This is a genomic window from Paraburkholderia sp. PGU19 (genome assembly GCF_013426915.1).
In the GTDB taxonomy this organism is placed as follows: Bacteria; Pseudomonadota; Gammaproteobacteria; order Burkholderiales; family Burkholderiaceae; genus Paraburkholderia.
In genome coordinates, this window is the sequence record NZ_AP023181.1 from 700,684 (window position 1) to 717,582 (window position 16,899).

A 16,899-nucleotide genomic window follows, 5' to 3' on the forward strand; every position below is an offset into this window, starting at 1 on the left:
TTAGCAAAGCAGAACAATGCGTTTGCCTTATAAAAACCGACTGCGTATCGTGGGCTTTTCATCCTCTCTTGCGTCCGTCACGATCCATCATGCACCGTCTGCTCGCCCGTCTTCTGCTCATTGCGTTATCCACCGCGCCGTTCGCCGCTCATGCCGACACGACCCTCAAGGTCGGCGATCAGCAATTGCAGACGCGCGGCATTCTCGAAGCATCCGGGCAGTTGAAAGACGTGCCGTACAAGATCGAATGGTTCAACTTCCCCGCTGCGCAGCCGCTTGGCGAAGCATTGAATGCGGGTGCAATCGACGTCGGTGGACTCGGCGACGCGCCGTTGATCTTCGCCTACGCCGCCGGCGCAAAAGTGCGTGCCGTCGCGGTGGCGCGCTCACAGCCCATCGACCTCGCGATCATCGTTCCGGAGCAATCGCCTATCAAAAGCGCTGCCGATCTGAAAGGCAAGCGCATCGCGACGACGCGCGGCTCGATCGGCCATTACCTCGCTATCGCAACTCTGGAACGCGCGGGCATCAAGCTCTCCGACGTGTCCCTGCGCTTCATGCAACCCGCCGATGCAAAGGCCGCGCTCGCGTCGGGCAACGTCGATGCGTGGTCCACATGGGACCCGTACGTCGCGCTCGCCGAACAGCGCGATCACGACCGCAGCATCGCGAACGGCGTGAATCTCTCGTCGGGTCTGAGCTTCCAGGCAGCAACGGAAGACTCGATCAAAGCCAAGCGCGCGGAAATCGCCGACTTTCTGAAGCGCGTCGCGGCTGGGCAGCGCTGGGCGCTGTCGCATCCCGATGAAGTCGCCGCGATGCAATCGCGTGTGACGGGCTTGCCGCCCGAAGTGTTGAAGATCGTCTATCAGCGCGCGCAACTGCACCCCATCGCTATCGACGACCATGTGGTCGCCGAGCAGCAAAAGACCGCCGATCTCTATCACCGCGCCGACGTCATCAAAACGCGGCTCGACGTCGCCCCGAGTTTCGACCGTCAGTTTCCGCTGGATGCGCAGTGATCTCGCGCCGCGCATTGTCTAGCTCCATCGACACACAGAGTCCTATATGACACGCCGCCATCCCGACAGTGCATTCATCGATACCGAGCGCGACGCCGATGCTCTCGTGGCGCTTGCGGATCTCGACAGCCCGCAAGCCGATACGTGGCTCGCTGCGTTGACCGACGACTTCGCCGCAAGTGCCGCCGCGCTCGACGCGGGTCCGCATTTTCCACACGACAATCTCGCGAAGCTGCGCCGCTCTGGGCTACTTTCGTTGACGGTGCCGCGCGCGCTTGGCGGCCACGAGGCGACACTCGCGCAGACGTTGAAGGTGATACGTGCAATTGCGCGCGGCGAGCCTTCGACAGCGCTGATCGTCGTGATGCAATGTCTCTACCATCTGCGTTTGCAGGCAAATCCCAACTGGCCGATCGCGCTCAAGGAACGCATTGCGCGCGGCGCCGTCGAGCGCGGCGCGCTCATCAATTCGCTGCGCGTCGAGCCGGAACTCGGTTCGCCGTCGCGCGGCGGACTGCCTGGCACCGTCGGCAAACGGGAAAACGAACACTGGGTACTGAATGGCTGCAAGCTCTACTCGACGGGCAGTCCGGGGCTGACATGGTTTGCGGTATGGGGCCGCACGGATGAAGCGTCGCCGCGTGTCGGCACATGGCTTGTCCATCGCGACACGCCCGGCATCCGCTTCGGCGAGCCGTGGAATCATCTCGGCATGCGCGCGACGGGCAGTCACGAAGTCATCTTCGACAATGTGCGCGTGCCGCTCGATCACGCTGTCGATCTGCAATTCCCCGGTCCAGCAAGCGGCATGGACCCGGTCACCAGCCTCTGGATGAACGTGCTGTTGCCTTCGATCTACGACGGTGTCGCGCGCGCGGCACGCGACTGGTTCGTGCACTGGACATCGCAACGCGTGCCGTCGAGCCTGAATGCGCCGCTATCGAGCCTCGACAGTTTCCAGCAGACGGTTGGACGTATCGACGCATTGCTCTTCAACAACCGCGTGTTGCTCGATGCGGGCGCTGCCGGCCATGTGAGCGCAACGGAAGCGCCGACGATCAAATACCTCGTGAGCCAGCACGCGATCGAAGCCGTCGAGTTCGCGCTCGAAGCGAGCAGCAACCCGGGTTTGAGCCGCAACAACGCGCTCGAACGCCATTATCGCGACGTACTGTGCGCGCGTATCCACACACCACAGAACGATACGGTGCTCGGCAATCTCGGGCGCGCGGCGTTCGCATCGCTCGCATAGCACGGCCGTGAATACCGCTTGAACGTCGTGCCAACTCGACATTGGCGAGCTCCGGCGAAGCGCAGAAGCAATAACGCCGTTACCCGTGACGCAATGGTTCGCACCACGAGTAACGGCCAGATCCTGCCGGTGCCTGGATAACCGACAGGACTTGCACGCGACTGCTGTTATTCCTGAATGAACTGCAGCAGATCGGCGTTGACGAGATGCGCATGCGTCGTGCACATGCCATGCGGCGCGCCTTCGTAGATCTTCAGCTTGCCATTCGGAACCAGCTTCGACGAAAGCTTACCGGAATCGTCCAGCGGCACGATCTGATCCGCGTCGCCTTGCAGCACCAGCGTCGGCACGGTCATCTTCTTCAGGTCTTCCGTGAAGTCCGTTTCCGAGAACGCCTTGATACAGTCGTACGCGCTCTTGATCGAGCATTGCATGCCTGCATACCAGAACGCGTCGATCGTGCCTTGCGACGGCTTCGCGCCTTCGCGATTGAAGCCATAGAACGGCAAGGCCAGGTCCTTGAAGAATTGCGAGCGGTTTTCGATCACACCCTTGCGGATGTCGTCGAACACGGAGATCGGCAGGCCGCCCGGATTGGCAGGCGTTTTCAGCATCAGCGGCGGCACAGCGGAAATCAGCACGGCCTTGCGCACGCGTTGCGTGCCGTGCCGGCCGATATAGCGCGCGACTTCGCCACCGCCCGTCGAGTGGCCGACCAGTGCCGCATCCTTCAGATCGAGATGTTCGATCAGTTCCGCGAGATCGTCCGCGTAGCGGCTCATGTCGTTGCCGTCCCACGGCTGGCCCGAACGCCCATGCCCGCGCCGGTCATGGGCGATCACGCGATAGCCCTTTTCCGCGAGATACATCATCTGCGCGTCCCACGCGTCGGCGTTCAGCGGCCAGCCATGTGAGAACACGACCGGTTGTCCCGAACCCCAATCCTTATAGAAAAGCTGGGTGCCATCTTTCAATACAAACGTAGCCATTACCTGAACTCCTGGATTGATGCCAATTCAGCCGTCGCCCGTTTCGTCGATCCGACGAACGCGACACGGCGAAATACGCGCTTCGCGCCGTGCGATCCTTATCGCGGCCGGTGCATCGCGTACCAATCCAGTATCCAGGCTATCGGAAGACGGGCGTTGTGTATCGCCCCGACACTTTGGTATCTGCACGACCATTCGCGTTTGATGCAGTGGGGCGCGGCTCGCGTACAGGCCGTGCGGACGTGAATCGCGGCGTGCGTTTGCATAACCCGGCGCAGCACCGAAGCTCTACAGTCTGCATACATTCGATGCGCAAAACGTTGTGCGCCGGTTATTCACTTCCAGCATTCATTCCCACCATCATGGAAAGCAACATCAAGGGTCTTGCGCCGCACAGCGACAAGGCTGTGGAACATATCGAACACGATGACCAGCCGCGCGATCATCTGCGGTTTCAGCTTCCTTATGCGCATCTTTCGACTGTCTTCGGTAACGACTGGTTTGCGCTAAAGGCGGAATCGTTCGCGCGCTTCTTCGGCACGCCAACGTTTCTGTTGTCGCAAACCTTGATCGTCGCTATATGGATTGGATTGAACGTGTGCGGCGTGACGCGTTTCGACGTGTATCCGTTCGTCCTGTTGAATCTGGCGTTCAGCCTTCAATCGGCTTATGCGGCGCCGTTGATCCTGCTCGCACAAACGCGCCAGGCCGATCGCGACAAGGCGCATGCGGACGCCGACGCACGTCATCGTGAAGCATTGGCGCTTGCGGCGGAACGGCGTGACAAGGCGCTTGCGCATCAGACCCAGCAGATGCAGGCGCTTCTTCGGCAGAATACCGAGCTAACCGAGTTGACGCGCGATCTCACCGAACAGATCGCGCGCCTCACGCAGGACGTTCACGAGAAACTCACCCGCGATAAACACGGGAAAGCAACGTAACCTAGCACGGTTCACACCTCGGCGAGAACGGGCACAGGAAGCGTAATTTGCATGCTTGCGCCGCGCGCCGACGGTGTCACGCACGCGATGGAGCCGCCATGTCCTTCGACAATCGACCGGCAAATCGACAATCCCAAACCCATTCCCTCTGTCTTCGTCGTAAAGAACGCGCTAAAGAGTTTCTCTGCGACCTCGGATGAAATGCCCACACCGGAGTCTTCGACGGTAATAGAAACGCGCTGCCTTTCCTCGATGCGTGTTTGCAATCTGAGTTCGCGCGGCCGGTCCTGAATCGACGACATCGCCTGCAATCCGTTGACGGCCAGATTGATCAGCACCTGCTGCAATTGCACGCGGTCGCCGTTCACCGTCAACTCACCGGGCGCGAGATCCATCTTCACGACAGCGCCGTATCGCTTGACCTCGCGGTCCAGCAAGTCGATCGTTTCGACGACGAGGCTATTGAGGCCGAGCGGCGCAAACGTCGGTTCGCTTTTGCGGGCCAGCGCGCGTATGCGGCGGATGATCTCGCTTGAACGCCGCGCATTGCTCACCATGGCTTCGAACGCGTGGCACGCTTCATCGAGATTGGGTGTTTCGCGCCGCAGCCAGCGCAGGCCCGCTTCGCCGTGCGTCGTGATCGCGGCGAGCGGCTGGGTGACTTCATGAGCGATCGACGCCGCCAGTTCGCCGAGCATCGTGACACGCGTGGCGTGTGCAAGCTCGGTTGTCGAACGGTTCAGCGCCTCATGTGTCTCGTTCAGCTCGCGCACCTGCTCCGCGAGACGCGCGGCGTCGGCCTGGATGCGCAACGTCAGCGCCGTCGTCGCGATGATCGACAGACAGGCCACAGTCGCGCGTGCGAGCGCGGAGAAAGACTCTTCTTCGAGATGCCCGATCAGAAAACCGATGGCCGTTGCCCAGATGCAAGCAATCGCGACGATCAGTGTGCCACGACGCGACAGGACGGTGGCCGCCAGCATCACGACGATCGAGTACAACACCATGATTGCCGTGGCAAAGTGACCGAACGAATCGACCAGGAAGACGATCAACGCCAATCCGCCCGCGAGCGCCAGCGTCAGTGTGGGGTTCTGCTTGCCAAGAAAAGACACGCGTTCCATGTTCATGTCGAGAGCGGGAGAATCGGATTGGTCAAATCGCGCTCTATGCGGGACGGCAACGCGGCACAAGCCCACGGCGTCCAGCTTTGCAGCGCAGCTCACCCCGAATAGCGGACCGTGCTTCGAACCGCCTCTCGTTGCAGGCGATACCAGCATGGCTGTCCGGGCGGGGCGCGATTCTCGCGTTGTGCGTCCCGAACTCACGTTAACACGTCTCGCCGGCATTTATTCCGAAGCCGGTTGCGATAGGTGCGATCAGACAGGCATTGAAAGCGGAATTGAAGCTGACGCCTGTCGATGTCCGCCAATATGACGCGCGCGCGTAGCGCGAGCTTGCGTCGAGCGGGGATTTTTATCGGATTTGCACGGTGGCGTGTATGTCGAAGTGTACCGAATTCGACATTGCACTGACATGAGAGGCGTAGTTGCGCTTCGCGGGCTCTGCCGCGAAGCGCAAGCAGCGTTGAAGCAGGCGACACGTTGCGTGCCGCCAACCGTGCCCCAATCGCTCAGGCGAGCACGTCCGAAAACACGCGCGTCGCGAAACGGTTCGAGTCCGTTCCCGCATTGATCACGCCGACCGACTTCAGATCGTCGGCATACAACGCGATCTCTTTCTTGAACGCGTCGCCGATAGGGTGATGATGGTCCGTGTGACTCTTCAGCATCGCCGTCAATTGCGCGACGTCCGCGCCCGGCGCATTCGACGAGAAAATCGTCGCCGCCTCGGCGGGATGGTTCGCCGTCCACTCGGTCGCTTCGAGCAGCGCCTGCGTCAACGCCTGCGCGGTCGCGCGGTCCTTGCGAATCAGCGAGCCGCGCACGCCCAGCACGCAGCACACGCGGGTCGCATACTCGCCGCACAGGTTGTTCGACACTTCCTGCAAATGATCGGTCTCGCGCAGCGTCCAGATGGTCGGATCGCCATCGGCAATGGCCTGCACTTCGCCTTTTTTCAGCGCCTCGCCGAGCAGCGTTGCAGGATATTGCCGCCAGCGCACGTCATTGTCGGGATCGACGCCGAGCTTCTTGAGCGTGATCGCAAAGAAGTTCTTCGCGGGACTCGCCATATCGCTCACACCGACCGTGCGCCCTTTCAGCCCTTGCAGATCGACGATACCCGACGCTTTCGTCGCGAGCAGCCGCATGCAGCCGCCGTGGATGCCCGCCGTCAGCTTCACGTCGAAGCCCTGCTCCAGCGGCTTGATCCAGCGCAGCGCCATGCCGACGCCCGCATCCGATTTGCCCGTGGCGATCGCTTCGAGCAACTGGTCGGTCGAACCGGCGAAGTTGATCAGTTCGACATCGAGGCCATGCTTGCGAAAGAACCCCTGCTTGACGGCGACGGGCACGGGTGCCGTGCAGATTGCGCCGGCATTCCAGGAGAGCTTGAGCGGCTTAAGGTTCTCGTCGGCGACGGCGCGCATGCCGGGCAGAAACGATGCACCGCCCAGCGCGGCGGCACCCGCCGTCCACGCGGTCTTGCGCAGCCATGCGCGGCGTGATGCGCTGGCGGGCGTTGGATAGTCAGTCTTGTCGTCGGTTTTCATGTCGTTGTTTTCCCAATGCATAGTGTGGTTATGTGCAGCGTCATGCGACGAGACCGAGTTGCGCCAACACCTCGCGGCGCAGCGCGACGAGTTTCGGGTCGTCGCGATGACGCGGATACGGCGCGTCGTTGCGCACTTCCGCGACGATGCGCGCAGGCCGTTCGCTCAGCACGATCACTCGGTTCGCCACATACAAGGCCTCTTCGACGTCGTGCGTGACGAGCAGCACCGAGAAGCGCGCGGCTTGCCATAAGCGCACGAGTTCGCCCTGCATGCGGATGCGCGTCAGCGAATCGAGCTTGCCGAACGGTTCGTCGAGCACGAGCAGTTGCGGATCGTTGACGAGCGCGCGCGCCAGCGCTGCGCGCTGCGCCATGCCGCCTGAAAGCTGATGCGGAAACGCATCGGCGAACTTTTCCAGGCCAACCAGTTCGAGCGCAGCGTCAACGCGCTTCGCAGCACTGTCACGCGACACGCGATCGCGTCCCGTTCGCTGCGCTTCGGGGCCAAGCCCGACGTTGTCGCGCACCGTGCGCCATGGAAACAACGTCGGGTCCTGAAACACGACGACGCGCGACGGGTCCGGCCCGACGATCCGCTCGCCGTTCGCATGCAGCGCGCCATGTGCGGGCGTATCGAGGCCTGCGACGAGACGCAGCAATGTGGACTTGCCGCAGCCGCTCGGCCCGAGCAGCGCGACGAATTCGCCCGGCTCGACTGTGAGGCTGATGTCGTCGAGCACCGCGAGCGCTTCGCCGCGCAATGCAAAGCGATGACTGACGTTGCGCACGTCGATGCGCGCGCCCTGCCGCGCATCCGTGTGCGCGTGCGACGCTTGAGTAGCCGCTACCATTTGAGCAATCCCTTTTGCCAGGCCAACAGACGGTCGCGCACCTTGAACAGCAGTGTGATCAGACCGGAGCACATCAGCGCCATCACGAGCAGCGCGGCATACATGTTCGAGTACGCGGCCCAGCCTTGCGCCCATTGCAGATACCAGCCAAGCCCCGCCTTCACGCCCATCATCTCGGCGACGATCAGCACGGAAAACGATGCGCCCAACCCCATGAACAAGCCGACGAACACCGACGGCAGCGCGGCGGGAATCGCCACGCGCAGAATCAGGAACGAAGCGCGTGCGCCGAGCGTGCGCGCGACGTCGTAGTAAGCGGAGTTCACGCCCGCGACGCCGGACCACGTGAGCACCGCAACGGGAAACGCGGTGGCGAGCGCAATCAGAAAGACACTTGCGCTGAAGCTCGATGGAAAGAAGAAGAACGCGAGCGGCAACCACGCGGTGGCGGGCAACGGGCCGATCAGACGCAGCACAGGGTGCAGCCAGTAACCCACGGCACGCGACCAGCCGATGCTCACACCTATCGTGAAGCCCGTCAGTGCCCCGAGCGCATAGCCATAAGCGAGTAACACGAACGAATGCCCGACGCTCGACGCAAGCCTCGGAAAATCGTCGAAATACACGGCAATCAACGCCTGAGGCGGCGCGAAGAACGGGCGCGGCAACCATTCGAGTTGCGCCGTGACGAGTTCCCAAGTGGTGATACCGATGGCAAGCGCCAGCAGCCACGGCGACGCCGCAATCCATGTGTCGATACGGGCGGCGCGCCTCGTATCCGCGTGCGGCTTGACGGACCCATTCGTCAGCCACGCACACGCGCCGATTACCGCCGACAACGCCGCCAGCGCGAGCTTCAGAATCAGCAGTTCGCGCGTGTACGGCCAGTCGTCGGCCGCGGGCCACCATTGTGTGACGGCCGCGCCGCCGAGCCACGCGAGAACCGCCAGCGCGGCGACGATCTGCCCGCTAAGGTCGCGCGGCGCGGCGGCGTTGCCTGCGTCCAGGCCCCCAAGATCGATTGCCTGAGTGTGTGAGGACATGTCGATACGCTCCTTGAAAATGCGGCTACGCGTTGCCGATGGTCGTATCCGAAATCGAGCGCACGTCGATGCGGCGCGGCAGGATCGCATCGCGATACGCGGCGTCGGCCACCTTTTGCAGCGCCGCGATATCGGCGTCGGAGACGAAGTGCTGTTTGAGCGACGCGCGCTTCGTGATCTGCTTTGCGGCGTCGAGCGGCGAGCGCGTGAGCGTTGCGTAGATTTGCGCGTAGGCGTCGGCATTCGCGACCGCCCAGTCACCGGCGCGCTGATAACGAAGCAGTACATCCGCGATGGCCGCGCGCTTGCGCGTGTCTGCTAGCGCTGGGCCCGAGGCCGTGATGAAGCCCAGGCCGCTATTGATACCTGTACCGTCGCGCAAGACGCGCGCGCCGCGTTGCACCGCGATGCCGTAGTACGGATCGAACGTCGCCCACACTTCGATCGAACCGGACGCGAATGCCGCGAAGGCATCGACGGGCAAAATGAAGCGCACGGGGACATCGTCCTTCGACAACCCCGCTTCGGCGAGCGCGCCGTATAGCTGGAACTGCGAAATGCTGCCGCGCGCCGACGAAATGAACACCGTGCGGCCCTTCAGATCCGCGACCGTGCGGATCTTCGAATCCTGTGCGACGAGAATGCCGAGCTGCGCGCCGGAGCCGACGCGCGTCGCGACGATCTTCAAGGTCGGATCGCCGACGGCAGCGGCGAGCACGGGCAAATCGCCCGCGGGCGCGAGATCGACGGCGCCTGCGCGTTGCGCTTCGAAAAGCGGCGCTGCGCCCTGGAAGTTGGCCCAGCGAAACGCGTACGGCGTGCCGTCGAGTACCTTCGCGGCTTCGGCGAGCGCACGTGTGCCGCCCGCCTGATCGCCGAGCACGATCGTGGTCGATGCTGCCTCAGTTGCTTGCGCGTCACGCGCGATCGATGCGGAAAACGCAGCGACGGCAGGCGCCGCAGCGAGTGCGCGAAGCATGCGCCGCCGCGCAGAAAAAGACGTTGGAACAGAAGCGCTCATAGGCCCTCACAGTCGATATGCACGCAAGCGTAGCGACGAAGGACCACCGTGAGAATTATTCTATTTATATATGTTTATCTCTCGGCAATATTTATGTTTTGCATCTTTTGAATGATGTGTGGAGCGTGATGAACATCACGTCTACGCTTATCTATGAGCGTGCAATCAATAGCTGAAACATTCGCTTAGGAAGCGTCGGTTCCGTTGCTACGATGGCGAATCGATCCATTGCTTCGCCCAATTCAACATAGAAAACGGAATACACGTATGGCGTCTATGACACGTCGGGCCTTCGCCCGCATCGCACTGGTTTCCCTGTTTGCGCTCACATCGACGCAGAGCTTCGCGCAAGCGTCCAACGCTAATGGCGCACCTGTTTCGTTGCGCATCGGCTATCAGAAATCATCGACGCTCATTACGCTGCTCAAGGCACGCGGCTCGCTCGAAAAAGCACTCGCGCCGCTCAATGTCCGCGTTTCGTGGAACGAGTTCACGAGCGGTCTGCCGTTGACGGAGGCGCTCAATGTCGACGCCGTCGATTTCAGCGCTGACGTCGCCGACACCGTGCCGATCTTCGCGCAGGCCGCGCATGCGCGCTTCGTATATGTCGCTCAGGAAGCGCCTTCCCCCGGCGCACAGGCGATCATCGTCAAGAAAGATAGTCCGCTGCACGCCCTCGCCGATCTCAAGGGCAAGCGCATCGCGGTGACGAAAGCGGCGGGCAGCCATTATCTGTTTCTGGCGGCATTGAACAAAGCAGGTATCACGGCGAGCGACGTCAAGATCAGCTATCTCACGCCCGCCGATGGCCGCGCGGCATTCGAGCGCGGCAGCGTCGATGCATGGATTACGTGGGACCCGTATGTCGCATCCGTCGACAAAAACGCCGATGTCCGCATTCTTGCGAATGGCGATGGGCTTGCTTCGTATCAGCGCTACTACCTCGCGTCGAGCACGTTCGCCGATGCGCATCCCGAAGTGGTTCAGGTCGTGTTCGATCAACTGAAGGAAGCGGGCGAATGGTTGCGCGCGCATCCCGATGACGCAGCGAAAACACTCGCGCCGATATGGGGCCTCGACGCGAGCACGATCGAACGCGCGAATGCGCGGCGCAGTTATCTGGTGCGGGCCGTTGTCGCGCAGAATTACAGCGAACAGCAGATCATTGCCGATGCGTTCTACAAGAACGGGCTGTTGCCCGCGCGCGTCGAGACGAATCAGGCGCAGTTGTGGGACTTCGCGGCGAAGCGGGCGAAAGCCATCGGCAGCTAGCGCATGAACGGTTAGCGCACGAACGGCGTCAACGCGCGCAGCCAGTACGCCACGGCCACCGCGCCGCCGTCGGGTTCGCCCACAGCACGCTCGCCGAGATAGCTCGCACGGCCGACGCGCGGCATCATCGAAGCCGTCGCTGCTGCACCCTTCTCCGCTGCATCGACGGTTGCAGTCCATGCAGCGGCAAGCGGCTCGCCGCGACCTATAGCTTCCGTGAACGCATCCGCGGCGGGCCGCAGCGCATCGAGCATCGTGCGCTCGCCGGGTTGCGCGCCGCCTAGCTCGGAGATCGCTTTTACTGCCAGATCGAACGCAGCCGCCCAATCGGACGCTGCGGGCGCATTGCTCTCGCCGAGCCGGCGCGATGCGCGCAGTAACGCCGTCGCGTAGAACGGCCCCGAACTGCCCGCAATCGCGCGCCGCAGCGTGACGGCGAGATCGGCGAGCGCATCGGCTGCCGATGGCCATGCTGTGGCGGGAATCGCCAGCACGGCTTCGCCCGCGCGCTTCATGCTCGACCCGAGGTCGCCGTCGCCCGCTTTCGAATCCAGTTCGGTCAGGCGCGCTTCTTCATCGATCAATGCGCGCGCAGCGGCGTCGAATGCAAGCTGCAACGGCGTGCGTTCAACGGCAGCTTCAGTCGGCGATGGACCAGTATGGTCCTCTGCGCCTAACGCGATGCCCGTGGCGCCATCGACATTCACGCGTCCCGCGCCCGGCCACGTCGCGACCTTCGTCGGCGCGTCGAGTAGCGCAAGGCGTTCGTCGTCCACGTGCATCACCGAGATCGAACAGCCCGGCATGTTCAGCGCGGACAACAGCGTGCCGCACCATGCGCGCTCGATACGCAGTCCGCGCTGCTTAAGTCCATTGATCGCCGCGCGCGCGACGACGGCCAGTTCCATCGGCGTCGTTGCGCCCAGACCATTGACGAGCAGCGCAACGCGCTCGCCGCTCGCCAGTTGCAGATCGTCGGTGATCGCGGTGAGCAGCGTTTCCGTCAGTTGATCGGCAGGCATCGGCTTCGTGCGTTGCACACCTTTCTCGCCGTGGATGCCAAGGCCCAGTTCGATCTCGTCGTCCGCGAGACTGAAGCTCGACTGCTGCGTCGCGGGCAGCGTGCAGCCGTCGAGCGCGACGCCCATGGTGCCGATCGCATCGGCCGCGCTGCGCGCCATCGCCGCCACTTCCGCGAGCGTCTTCCCCGCCGCAGCCGCCGCGCCGGCGATCTTGTGCACGAACACGGTTCCCGCAATGCCGCGCCGCCGCCCGCGCTCGACGGTGTTGCGCAGCGACACGTCGTCGGCCACCACGACGACTTCAACGGGAATCCCTTCGGCGCGCGCCAGTTCGGCGGCAAGGCCGAAGTTCAGACGGTCGCCCGTGTAGTTCTTGACGACCAGCAGCGCTCCATTCGGTCCCGCCGACGCGCGAATCGCGGCAAGTACGGCATCCGTCGACGGCGACGTGAACACCTCGCCGCACACGGCCGCTGCCAGCATGCCCTCGCCGACATAGCCCGCGTGCGCCGGCTCATGTCCGCTGCCGCCGCCCGATATGATTGCGACGCGCCGCAGATGCGGCTCAGGCAGATCCCGCCGCACGACGACATTCGCGTCACGCAGCAACGCGGTGTCTGGCGCGAGCATAGCAAGACCTTCGAGCATCTCGCGCACGACACGCGACGGATCGTTCAGCAGCTTCTTCATGGCGGCGAGCCTCGATGAATTCGAATTCGGGTGACGGATAAGCGGGTGGGCCACGAAAAGCCCGAAGGGGACACTTTAGCTTCAGCGCGCAGTCGACGCATCCGCCGAACCCTGCGCCTTGAGGAAATCGACAAAGGCGCGCAACGGCGCAGGCAGGTGACGCCGCCCCGGATAGTAGAGAAACGGCCCGGAGAACGGCTGCCACCACGGTTCGAGAATCGGCTCCAGCGCGCCGCTGTCCAGATGCTGCCGCAGCATGCCTTCGAACAGGTGGATCACGCCGACGCCCGCCAGCGCGGCGCTGACGGCAAGCTCGATGGCCGCACCCGGCCTGACCACGAGCGGCCCCGATGGATCGAGCCGCACGATTTCGCCGTCGCGCTCGAAATCCCAGGTCGGCATCGCGCCGCCGGCAAACTGGCCGCGCAGGCACGCATGATCGAGCAGGTCGCGCGGATGCTCGGGCCTGCCGTTTGCATCGAGGTACTCGGGCGTCGCCGCCGTCGCGAAACGCTGCACGCGCGGGCCGATGGGAATCGCGATCATGTCCTGCTCGAGCCGCTCTTCGTAGCGAATGCCCGCGTCGCAACCAATTGACAGCACATCGGCAAAGCCATCTTCGACCACGACCTCGACGCGAATGTCAGGATACGTTTTCAGAAATGGCGCGATGACGGAAGGCAGCACGATGCGCGCGGCGCTAGACGGCACGTTGAGCTTGAGCGTGCCGCTTGGCTTGTCGCGGAACACGTTGAGAACGTCGAGCGCCGCTTCCATTTCACTGAAAAGCGGCGTGAGCTTTTCGATCAGCCGCTGCCCTGCTTCCGTCGGCGCGACGCTGCGCGTGGTGCGGTTGAGCAGCCGCAGGCCGAGCTTCGTTTCGAGGCGCCGTACGGCGATGCTCAGGCTCGATGCAGAAACGCCGCTCATGCGCGCCGCGTCGCGGAAGCCGCCCGCGCGCGCCACCGACACGAAGGCGGCAAGGTCGTTCAGTTCCATAGAGAGGGCTATTGTTCAAGATTTTCAACAGCCCGTACACTTTAGATGGGTTTATTCAACAGCGCAATCCGAGCACACTGTGGCTCATCGACTACCAAGGAGCGCGCAATGCCGAACATCCATGCCACCGACACCTTCCCGCTAGCTGGCCGTCCCGTTCGCCGCATGGGCTACGGCGCGATGCAACTGGCTGGCCCCGGCGTATTCGGGCCGCCGAAAGACCACGACGCGTGCGTCGCTGTCTTGCGCGAGGCCATCGCTTCCGGCGTCAATCACATCGACACCAGCGACTTCTATGGTCCGCACATTACCAACCAGATCATTCGCGAGGCACTGCATCCGTATCCTGATGACCTGACTATCGTCACCAAGCTGGGTGCCGTTCGCGGCGACAACGGTTCATGGCTTTCCGCGCGAGAGCCGGAAGACCTGCGGCGCGGCGTGCACGACAATCTTCGCAACCTCGGCCTCGACGCGCTCGATATCGTCAATATTCGCGTCATGGGAAACATCCACAGCCCGGCGGAAGGATCGATCGAGGAGCAGGTCGTCGCACTCGCGCAATTGCAGCGCGAAGGGCTCGTGAGGCACATCGGCCTGAGCAACGTGACGGCCACGCAGATTGCTGAAGCGCAGCGCATCGTGCCGATCGTCTGCGTGCAGAATCACTACAACCTCGTGCAGCGCGAAGACGATGCGCTCGTCGATCAACTGGCCGCGCAAGGCATTGCGTATGTACCGTTCTTTCCGCTCGGCGGCTTTACGCCGATTCAATCGTCAGCGTTGTCGGACCTCGCGCATACGTTGAACGCGACGCCGATGCAGGTCGCGCTCGCGTGGCTCTTGCATCGGTCGCCGAATATTCTGTTGATCCCCGGCACTTCATCGGTCGCGCATCTGCGCGAAAACTTGCAGGCCGCGCAGTTGCGCCTTAGCGATGCCGTGCTCGCCGAACTGGATGCGATTGGACGTGCGAGCGGCAGCCACTAAGCGCAGCGGGACTGTGAACGTTGCGGGTTTCGTGGATTCGCGCGCGGCCTGCAACGCGGTCTCTTTTACGAGTACTTTTTATCGACCTGAATCAAGGCATAGCGGCTTTCAGCGCGGCAAGGGTCGGCTGGTCCAGTTCAGCCGAAACGTTTAGCCCTTTGGCACGCTGAAAGGCAATGGCGGCTGTGCATGTGCCGTCGCCAATCACACCATCGACACCGCGGGTATCGAACCCGAGATACGTCAAACAGGCCTGCGCGGTCCGTATTTCGATGCTAGGCGTTCCCTTCATCGAATAGAGTTGCTGATAATGCAGCAGCTTGTCGTCGTAGGCGTTTTTCTTGTAGTCCTTGCCGTTGTAAAAGAAGGCGACACGTGCCCATGCCTTTTGCTTGAGCGCCGACGCCAACGACTCGTTGCTCATGATGAAGCGTCGCGCTCCGTCAAGCTGGGCGTCTTCGCCGGCGACGAAGGCCTGGACCATCGCCTCGGCGTTAGCGTAGCCCAGCTTCGATGCGTTGAATCCCATGATTTGCGGCAAGCCCCAGGACGCGCTTTCGAGCGCGGCTCTCCGGTCGAGTTGCATGGCGCGCGCAAGACGGTCGTACTCGGCTGCTCCACCGCTGTAGCCGCCCGGCGTACTGGAGCTGATGTCGGGGTGCGACGCACTGAAGCGCCCGCCCGTGCGGTTATGAAAGACGTGTCGTTCGAAGAGAATCTTCGGGCGCCGGTCAGCGAGAAATCCAAAACCTTTGGTTTCCACCGTGACGAGTGCCCATAGCGAAGCAGCATCGACGCCCAGCTTACTGAGCACGTTGTCGAAGCCACTCTGCGTCAGCGGCGATGCTTTTCCCACAAACGCGCTGTTCATATCGTGCTCCGTCATAGCTTGATGGTCAGCGGCTTGTTGTCGTCTTCGATCGTCAGGTTCTCTTGCAGTTCGGCTTGCACCGCTTGCCCGCCGCGCTGTCCGCTAGCGACGATGGCATGATCCCTTCCGGGCTCTAGCTGCAATTCGACGAATCCATCGTCGGGCACGTCGACCTGCGCGTCGTCCACCACGAGGCGCAGCGAGCTGGCGTCCAGCGTCTCAATGCCGTCGATCGCAAGGCGCGCATTGACGATCGACACGGGCTCGTCCGCAGTTGTGGGTGCGGATGCGGACGCGGCGCCCTGCGCAGCCGGGGCCGCGCTTTTGCCAACACCGCTTGCGCCCGCAAAGGCGCTGGCGTCACCCGCATTCGGATTCGGTTCTGCACCCGCGCCCGGCTGGTCTCCCGGCGAACCGCCTAGCGACACCTTGAGATTCGGGTTGCGATCGAACGTATCGATCATCTGGCTGAACCGCTTTGCCCATTGCTTGGTTTCGTCCTCCGCCAGCCATTCCACCTTGATGACGAAATCCCGCAACATCGACGTAAAAGGCGGTAGTGGGTCTTTGCCGACCACGGCTCCTTGTGCCTGAGCCATCGCTTGAGCCCAGCTGAAGCGAAAATCCGCCAGCAGAACTTCGAGCCTTGCCTGTGATTGACGAAAGCGAATCCACGAACCGGACGCGTCGAAGAACTGATCGAAGACCACCAGCGCGCCCGCTATCGCCAGCAGCACATAGCCGATTTCCGCAAGCGGCCACGTCGCGACCATGTCGAGCCAGCTCGACGGTGCGTTCGGTGTCTTGCCGACGGCGGCGATCCTGATCAGAAAGGTGAGCAGTATGGGCGCAAGCGTTCCGAGTGCGAACAGCAGCAGTGATGTGAAACGGATTCGTTTGGCTACCGCCGCGCGCTCGGAGGCTTTCGCGTCGTACCAGTCGATACGGTCGGTCGCATGCGTGACGGCCGTCGAGAACAACTCACTCAATGTTCCGTCCCACGCGTCGCCACGGTATTGATCCGGACGGGTGGGAAACTGCCGATATGCGCCACCATGTGCTTCATTCGGAATATCCATCATGCTCTCGCAATGAACTGATCGACCCTGTTCCCTGATGGCGCGATTTCTTTTTGATCTATTTTTATGGGGTCTTCTTTAGGAAGGCAACACATGCCGGCTAAGAACCCTGAAATACGCACTTTTATTCATTGCGGAGTTCTTTACCAGACCGCCCAACACCTTTCACGATGAAACCGCA

At 62.5% G+C, this 16,899-nt stretch carries 15 protein-coding genes; 5 read left to right on the top strand and 10 right to left on the bottom strand.

Annotated features, from left to right (window positions below):
- Positions 1–89 precede the first annotated feature (89 nt).
- On the top strand, positions 90–1,022 hold the full coding sequence (locus H1204_RS32980) for an ABC transporter substrate-binding protein (RefSeq protein ID WP_180734707.1): 933 nt from the start codon (positions 90–92) through the stop codon (positions 1,020–1,022).
- Between the two features lie 46 nt (positions 1,023–1,068).
- Positions 1,069–2,274 carry an acyl-CoA dehydrogenase family protein gene (locus H1204_RS32985; RefSeq protein WP_180734708.1) on the top strand — a complete coding sequence of 402 codons (1,206 nt, stop codon included), beginning with the start codon at positions 1,069–1,071 and terminating at the stop codon, positions 2,272–2,274.
- A 167-nt stretch (positions 2,275–2,441) separates the two neighbouring features.
- Here H1204_RS32985 and H1204_RS32990 read toward each other — a convergent pair whose 3' ends face one another.
- Positions 2,442–3,263: an alpha/beta hydrolase gene (locus tag H1204_RS32990; protein WP_180734709.1), complete on the bottom strand. Its 822-nt coding sequence runs from the start codon at positions 3,261–3,263 to the stop codon at positions 2,442–2,444.
- Between the two features lie 308 nt (positions 3,264–3,571).
- Here H1204_RS32990 and H1204_RS32995 point away from each other — a divergent pair, with 308 nt between their 5' ends.
- Positions 3,572–4,204 (top strand): DUF1003 domain-containing protein, encoded by a 633-nt coding sequence (locus H1204_RS32995; RefSeq protein ID WP_243468939.1) that lies wholly within the window; start codon positions 3,572–3,574, stop codon positions 4,202–4,204.
- Positions 4,205–4,215: 11 nt separating this feature from the next.
- Here the strand turns inward: H1204_RS32995 and H1204_RS33000 are convergent, their stop codons facing one another.
- The 5 genes from H1204_RS33000 to H1204_RS33020 all read right to left on the bottom strand — a co-directional run bounded on the left by H1204_RS33000 (position 4,216) and on the right by H1204_RS33020 (position 9,795).
- Positions 4,216–5,328, bottom strand: coding sequence for an ATP-binding protein (locus tag H1204_RS33000; protein WP_243468940.1), 1,113 nt, complete (start codon positions 5,326–5,328; stop codon positions 4,216–4,218).
- A 509-nt stretch (positions 5,329–5,837) separates the two neighbouring features.
- Positions 5,838–6,878, bottom strand: a complete 1,041-nt coding sequence (locus H1204_RS33005; protein ID WP_180734711.1) for an ABC transporter substrate-binding protein — start codon at positions 6,876–6,878, stop codon at positions 5,838–5,840.
- Between the two features lie 40 nt (positions 6,879–6,918).
- The gene (locus tag H1204_RS33010; protein WP_180734712.1) at positions 6,919–7,731 is read right to left on the bottom strand and encodes an ABC transporter ATP-binding protein; all 813 of its coding nucleotides are present in this window, start codon (positions 7,729–7,731) and stop codon (positions 6,919–6,921) included.
- Positions 7,725–8,774, bottom strand: coding sequence for an ABC transporter permease subunit (locus tag H1204_RS33015; protein WP_180734713.1), 1,050 nt, complete (start codon positions 8,772–8,774; stop codon positions 7,725–7,727). Before H1204_RS33015 ends, H1204_RS33010 begins: the two co-directional genes overlap by 7 nt.
- Before the next feature lie 25 nt (positions 8,775–8,799).
- The gene (locus tag H1204_RS33020) at positions 8,800–9,795 is read right to left on the bottom strand and encodes an ABC transporter substrate-binding protein (protein WP_180734714.1); all 996 of its coding nucleotides are present in this window, start codon (positions 9,793–9,795) and stop codon (positions 8,800–8,802) included.
- Positions 9,796–10,062: 267 nt separating this feature from the next.
- Between H1204_RS33020 and H1204_RS33025 the strand changes: the two genes are divergently transcribed.
- Positions 10,063–11,067 carry an aliphatic sulfonate ABC transporter substrate-binding protein gene (locus H1204_RS33025; RefSeq protein WP_180734715.1) on the top strand — a complete coding sequence of 335 codons (1,005 nt, stop codon included), beginning with the start codon at positions 10,063–10,065 and terminating at the stop codon, positions 11,065–11,067.
- 11 nt (positions 11,068–11,078) lie between these two features.
- On the opposite strand, the gene H1204_RS33030 is transcribed toward H1204_RS33025, so the two are convergent.
- Positions 11,079–12,779, bottom strand: a complete 1,701-nt coding sequence (locus tag H1204_RS33030; RefSeq protein ID WP_180734716.1) for a dihydroxyacetone kinase family protein — start codon at positions 12,777–12,779, stop codon at positions 11,079–11,081.
- 81 nt (positions 12,780–12,860) lie between these two features.
- On the bottom strand, positions 12,861–13,778 hold the full coding sequence (locus H1204_RS33035) for a LysR family transcriptional regulator (RefSeq protein ID WP_180734717.1): 918 nt from the start codon (positions 13,776–13,778) through the stop codon (positions 12,861–12,863).
- Positions 13,779–13,886: 108 nt separating this feature from the next.
- Here H1204_RS33035 and H1204_RS33040 point away from each other — a divergent pair, with 108 nt between their 5' ends.
- Positions 13,887–14,768 (top strand): aldo/keto reductase family oxidoreductase, encoded by an 882-nt coding sequence (locus H1204_RS33040; RefSeq protein WP_180734718.1) that lies wholly within the window; start codon positions 13,887–13,889, stop codon positions 14,766–14,768.
- Between the two features lie 91 nt (positions 14,769–14,859).
- On the opposite strand, the gene H1204_RS33045 is transcribed toward H1204_RS33040, so the two are convergent.
- Both H1204_RS33045 and H1204_RS33050 read right to left on the bottom strand, forming a co-directional pair.
- On the bottom strand, positions 14,860–15,639 hold the full coding sequence (locus H1204_RS33045; RefSeq protein ID WP_180734719.1) for an N-acetylmuramidase domain-containing protein: 780 nt from the start codon (positions 15,637–15,639) through the stop codon (positions 14,860–14,862).
- Between the two features lie 11 nt (positions 15,640–15,650).
- On the bottom strand, positions 15,651–16,721 hold the full coding sequence (locus H1204_RS33050; RefSeq protein WP_180734720.1) for an SLATT domain-containing protein: 1,071 nt from the start codon (positions 16,719–16,721) through the stop codon (positions 15,651–15,653).
- Positions 16,722–16,899: the final 178 nt, after the last annotated feature.

Bases quoted from the DNA above. Each gene is read 5' to 3' on its own strand.
- H1204_RS32980 (WP_180734707.1), top strand. From the start codon at position 90: ATGCACCGTCTGCTCGCCCGTCTTCTGCTCATTGCGTTATCCACCGCG.
- H1204_RS32985 (WP_180734708.1), top strand. From the start codon at position 1,069: ATGACACGCCGCCATCCCGACAGTGCATTCATCGATACCGAGCGCGAC.
- H1204_RS32990 (WP_180734709.1), bottom strand. From the start codon at position 3,263: ATGGCTACGTTTGTATTGAAAGATGGCACCCAGCTTTTCTATAAGGAT.
- H1204_RS32995 (WP_243468939.1), top strand. From the start codon at position 3,572: ATGCGCAAAACGTTGTGCGCCGGTTATTCACTTCCAGCATTCATTCCC.
- H1204_RS33000 (WP_243468940.1), bottom strand. From the start codon at position 5,328: ATGGAACGCGTGTCTTTTCTTGGCAAGCAGAACCCCACACTGACGCTG.
- H1204_RS33005 (WP_180734711.1), bottom strand. From the start codon at position 6,878: ATGAAAACCGACGACAAGACTGACTATCCAACGCCCGCCAGCGCATCA.
- H1204_RS33010 (WP_180734712.1), bottom strand. From the start codon at position 7,731: ATGGTAGCGGCTACTCAAGCGTCGCACGCGCACACGGATGCGCGGCAG.
- H1204_RS33015 (WP_180734713.1), bottom strand. From the start codon at position 8,774: ATGTCCTCACACACTCAGGCAATCGATCTTGGGGGCCTGGACGCAGGC.
- H1204_RS33020 (WP_180734714.1), bottom strand. From the start codon at position 9,795: ATGAGCGCTTCTGTTCCAACGTCTTTTTCTGCGCGGCGGCGCATGCTT.
- H1204_RS33025 (WP_180734715.1), top strand. From the start codon at position 10,063: ATGGCGTCTATGACACGTCGGGCCTTCGCCCGCATCGCACTGGTTTCC.
- H1204_RS33030 (WP_180734716.1), bottom strand. From the start codon at position 12,779: ATGAAGAAGCTGCTGAACGATCCGTCGCGTGTCGTGCGCGAGATGCTC.
- H1204_RS33035 (WP_180734717.1), bottom strand. From the start codon at position 13,778: ATGGAACTGAACGACCTTGCCGCCTTCGTGTCGGTGGCGCGCGCGGGC.
- H1204_RS33040 (WP_180734718.1), top strand. From the start codon at position 13,887: ATGCCGAACATCCATGCCACCGACACCTTCCCGCTAGCTGGCCGTCCC.
- H1204_RS33045 (WP_180734719.1), bottom strand. From the start codon at position 15,639: ATGAACAGCGCGTTTGTGGGAAAAGCATCGCCGCTGACGCAGAGTGGC.
- H1204_RS33050 (WP_180734720.1), bottom strand. From the start codon at position 16,721: ATGATGGATATTCCGAATGAAGCACATGGTGGCGCATATCGGCAGTTT.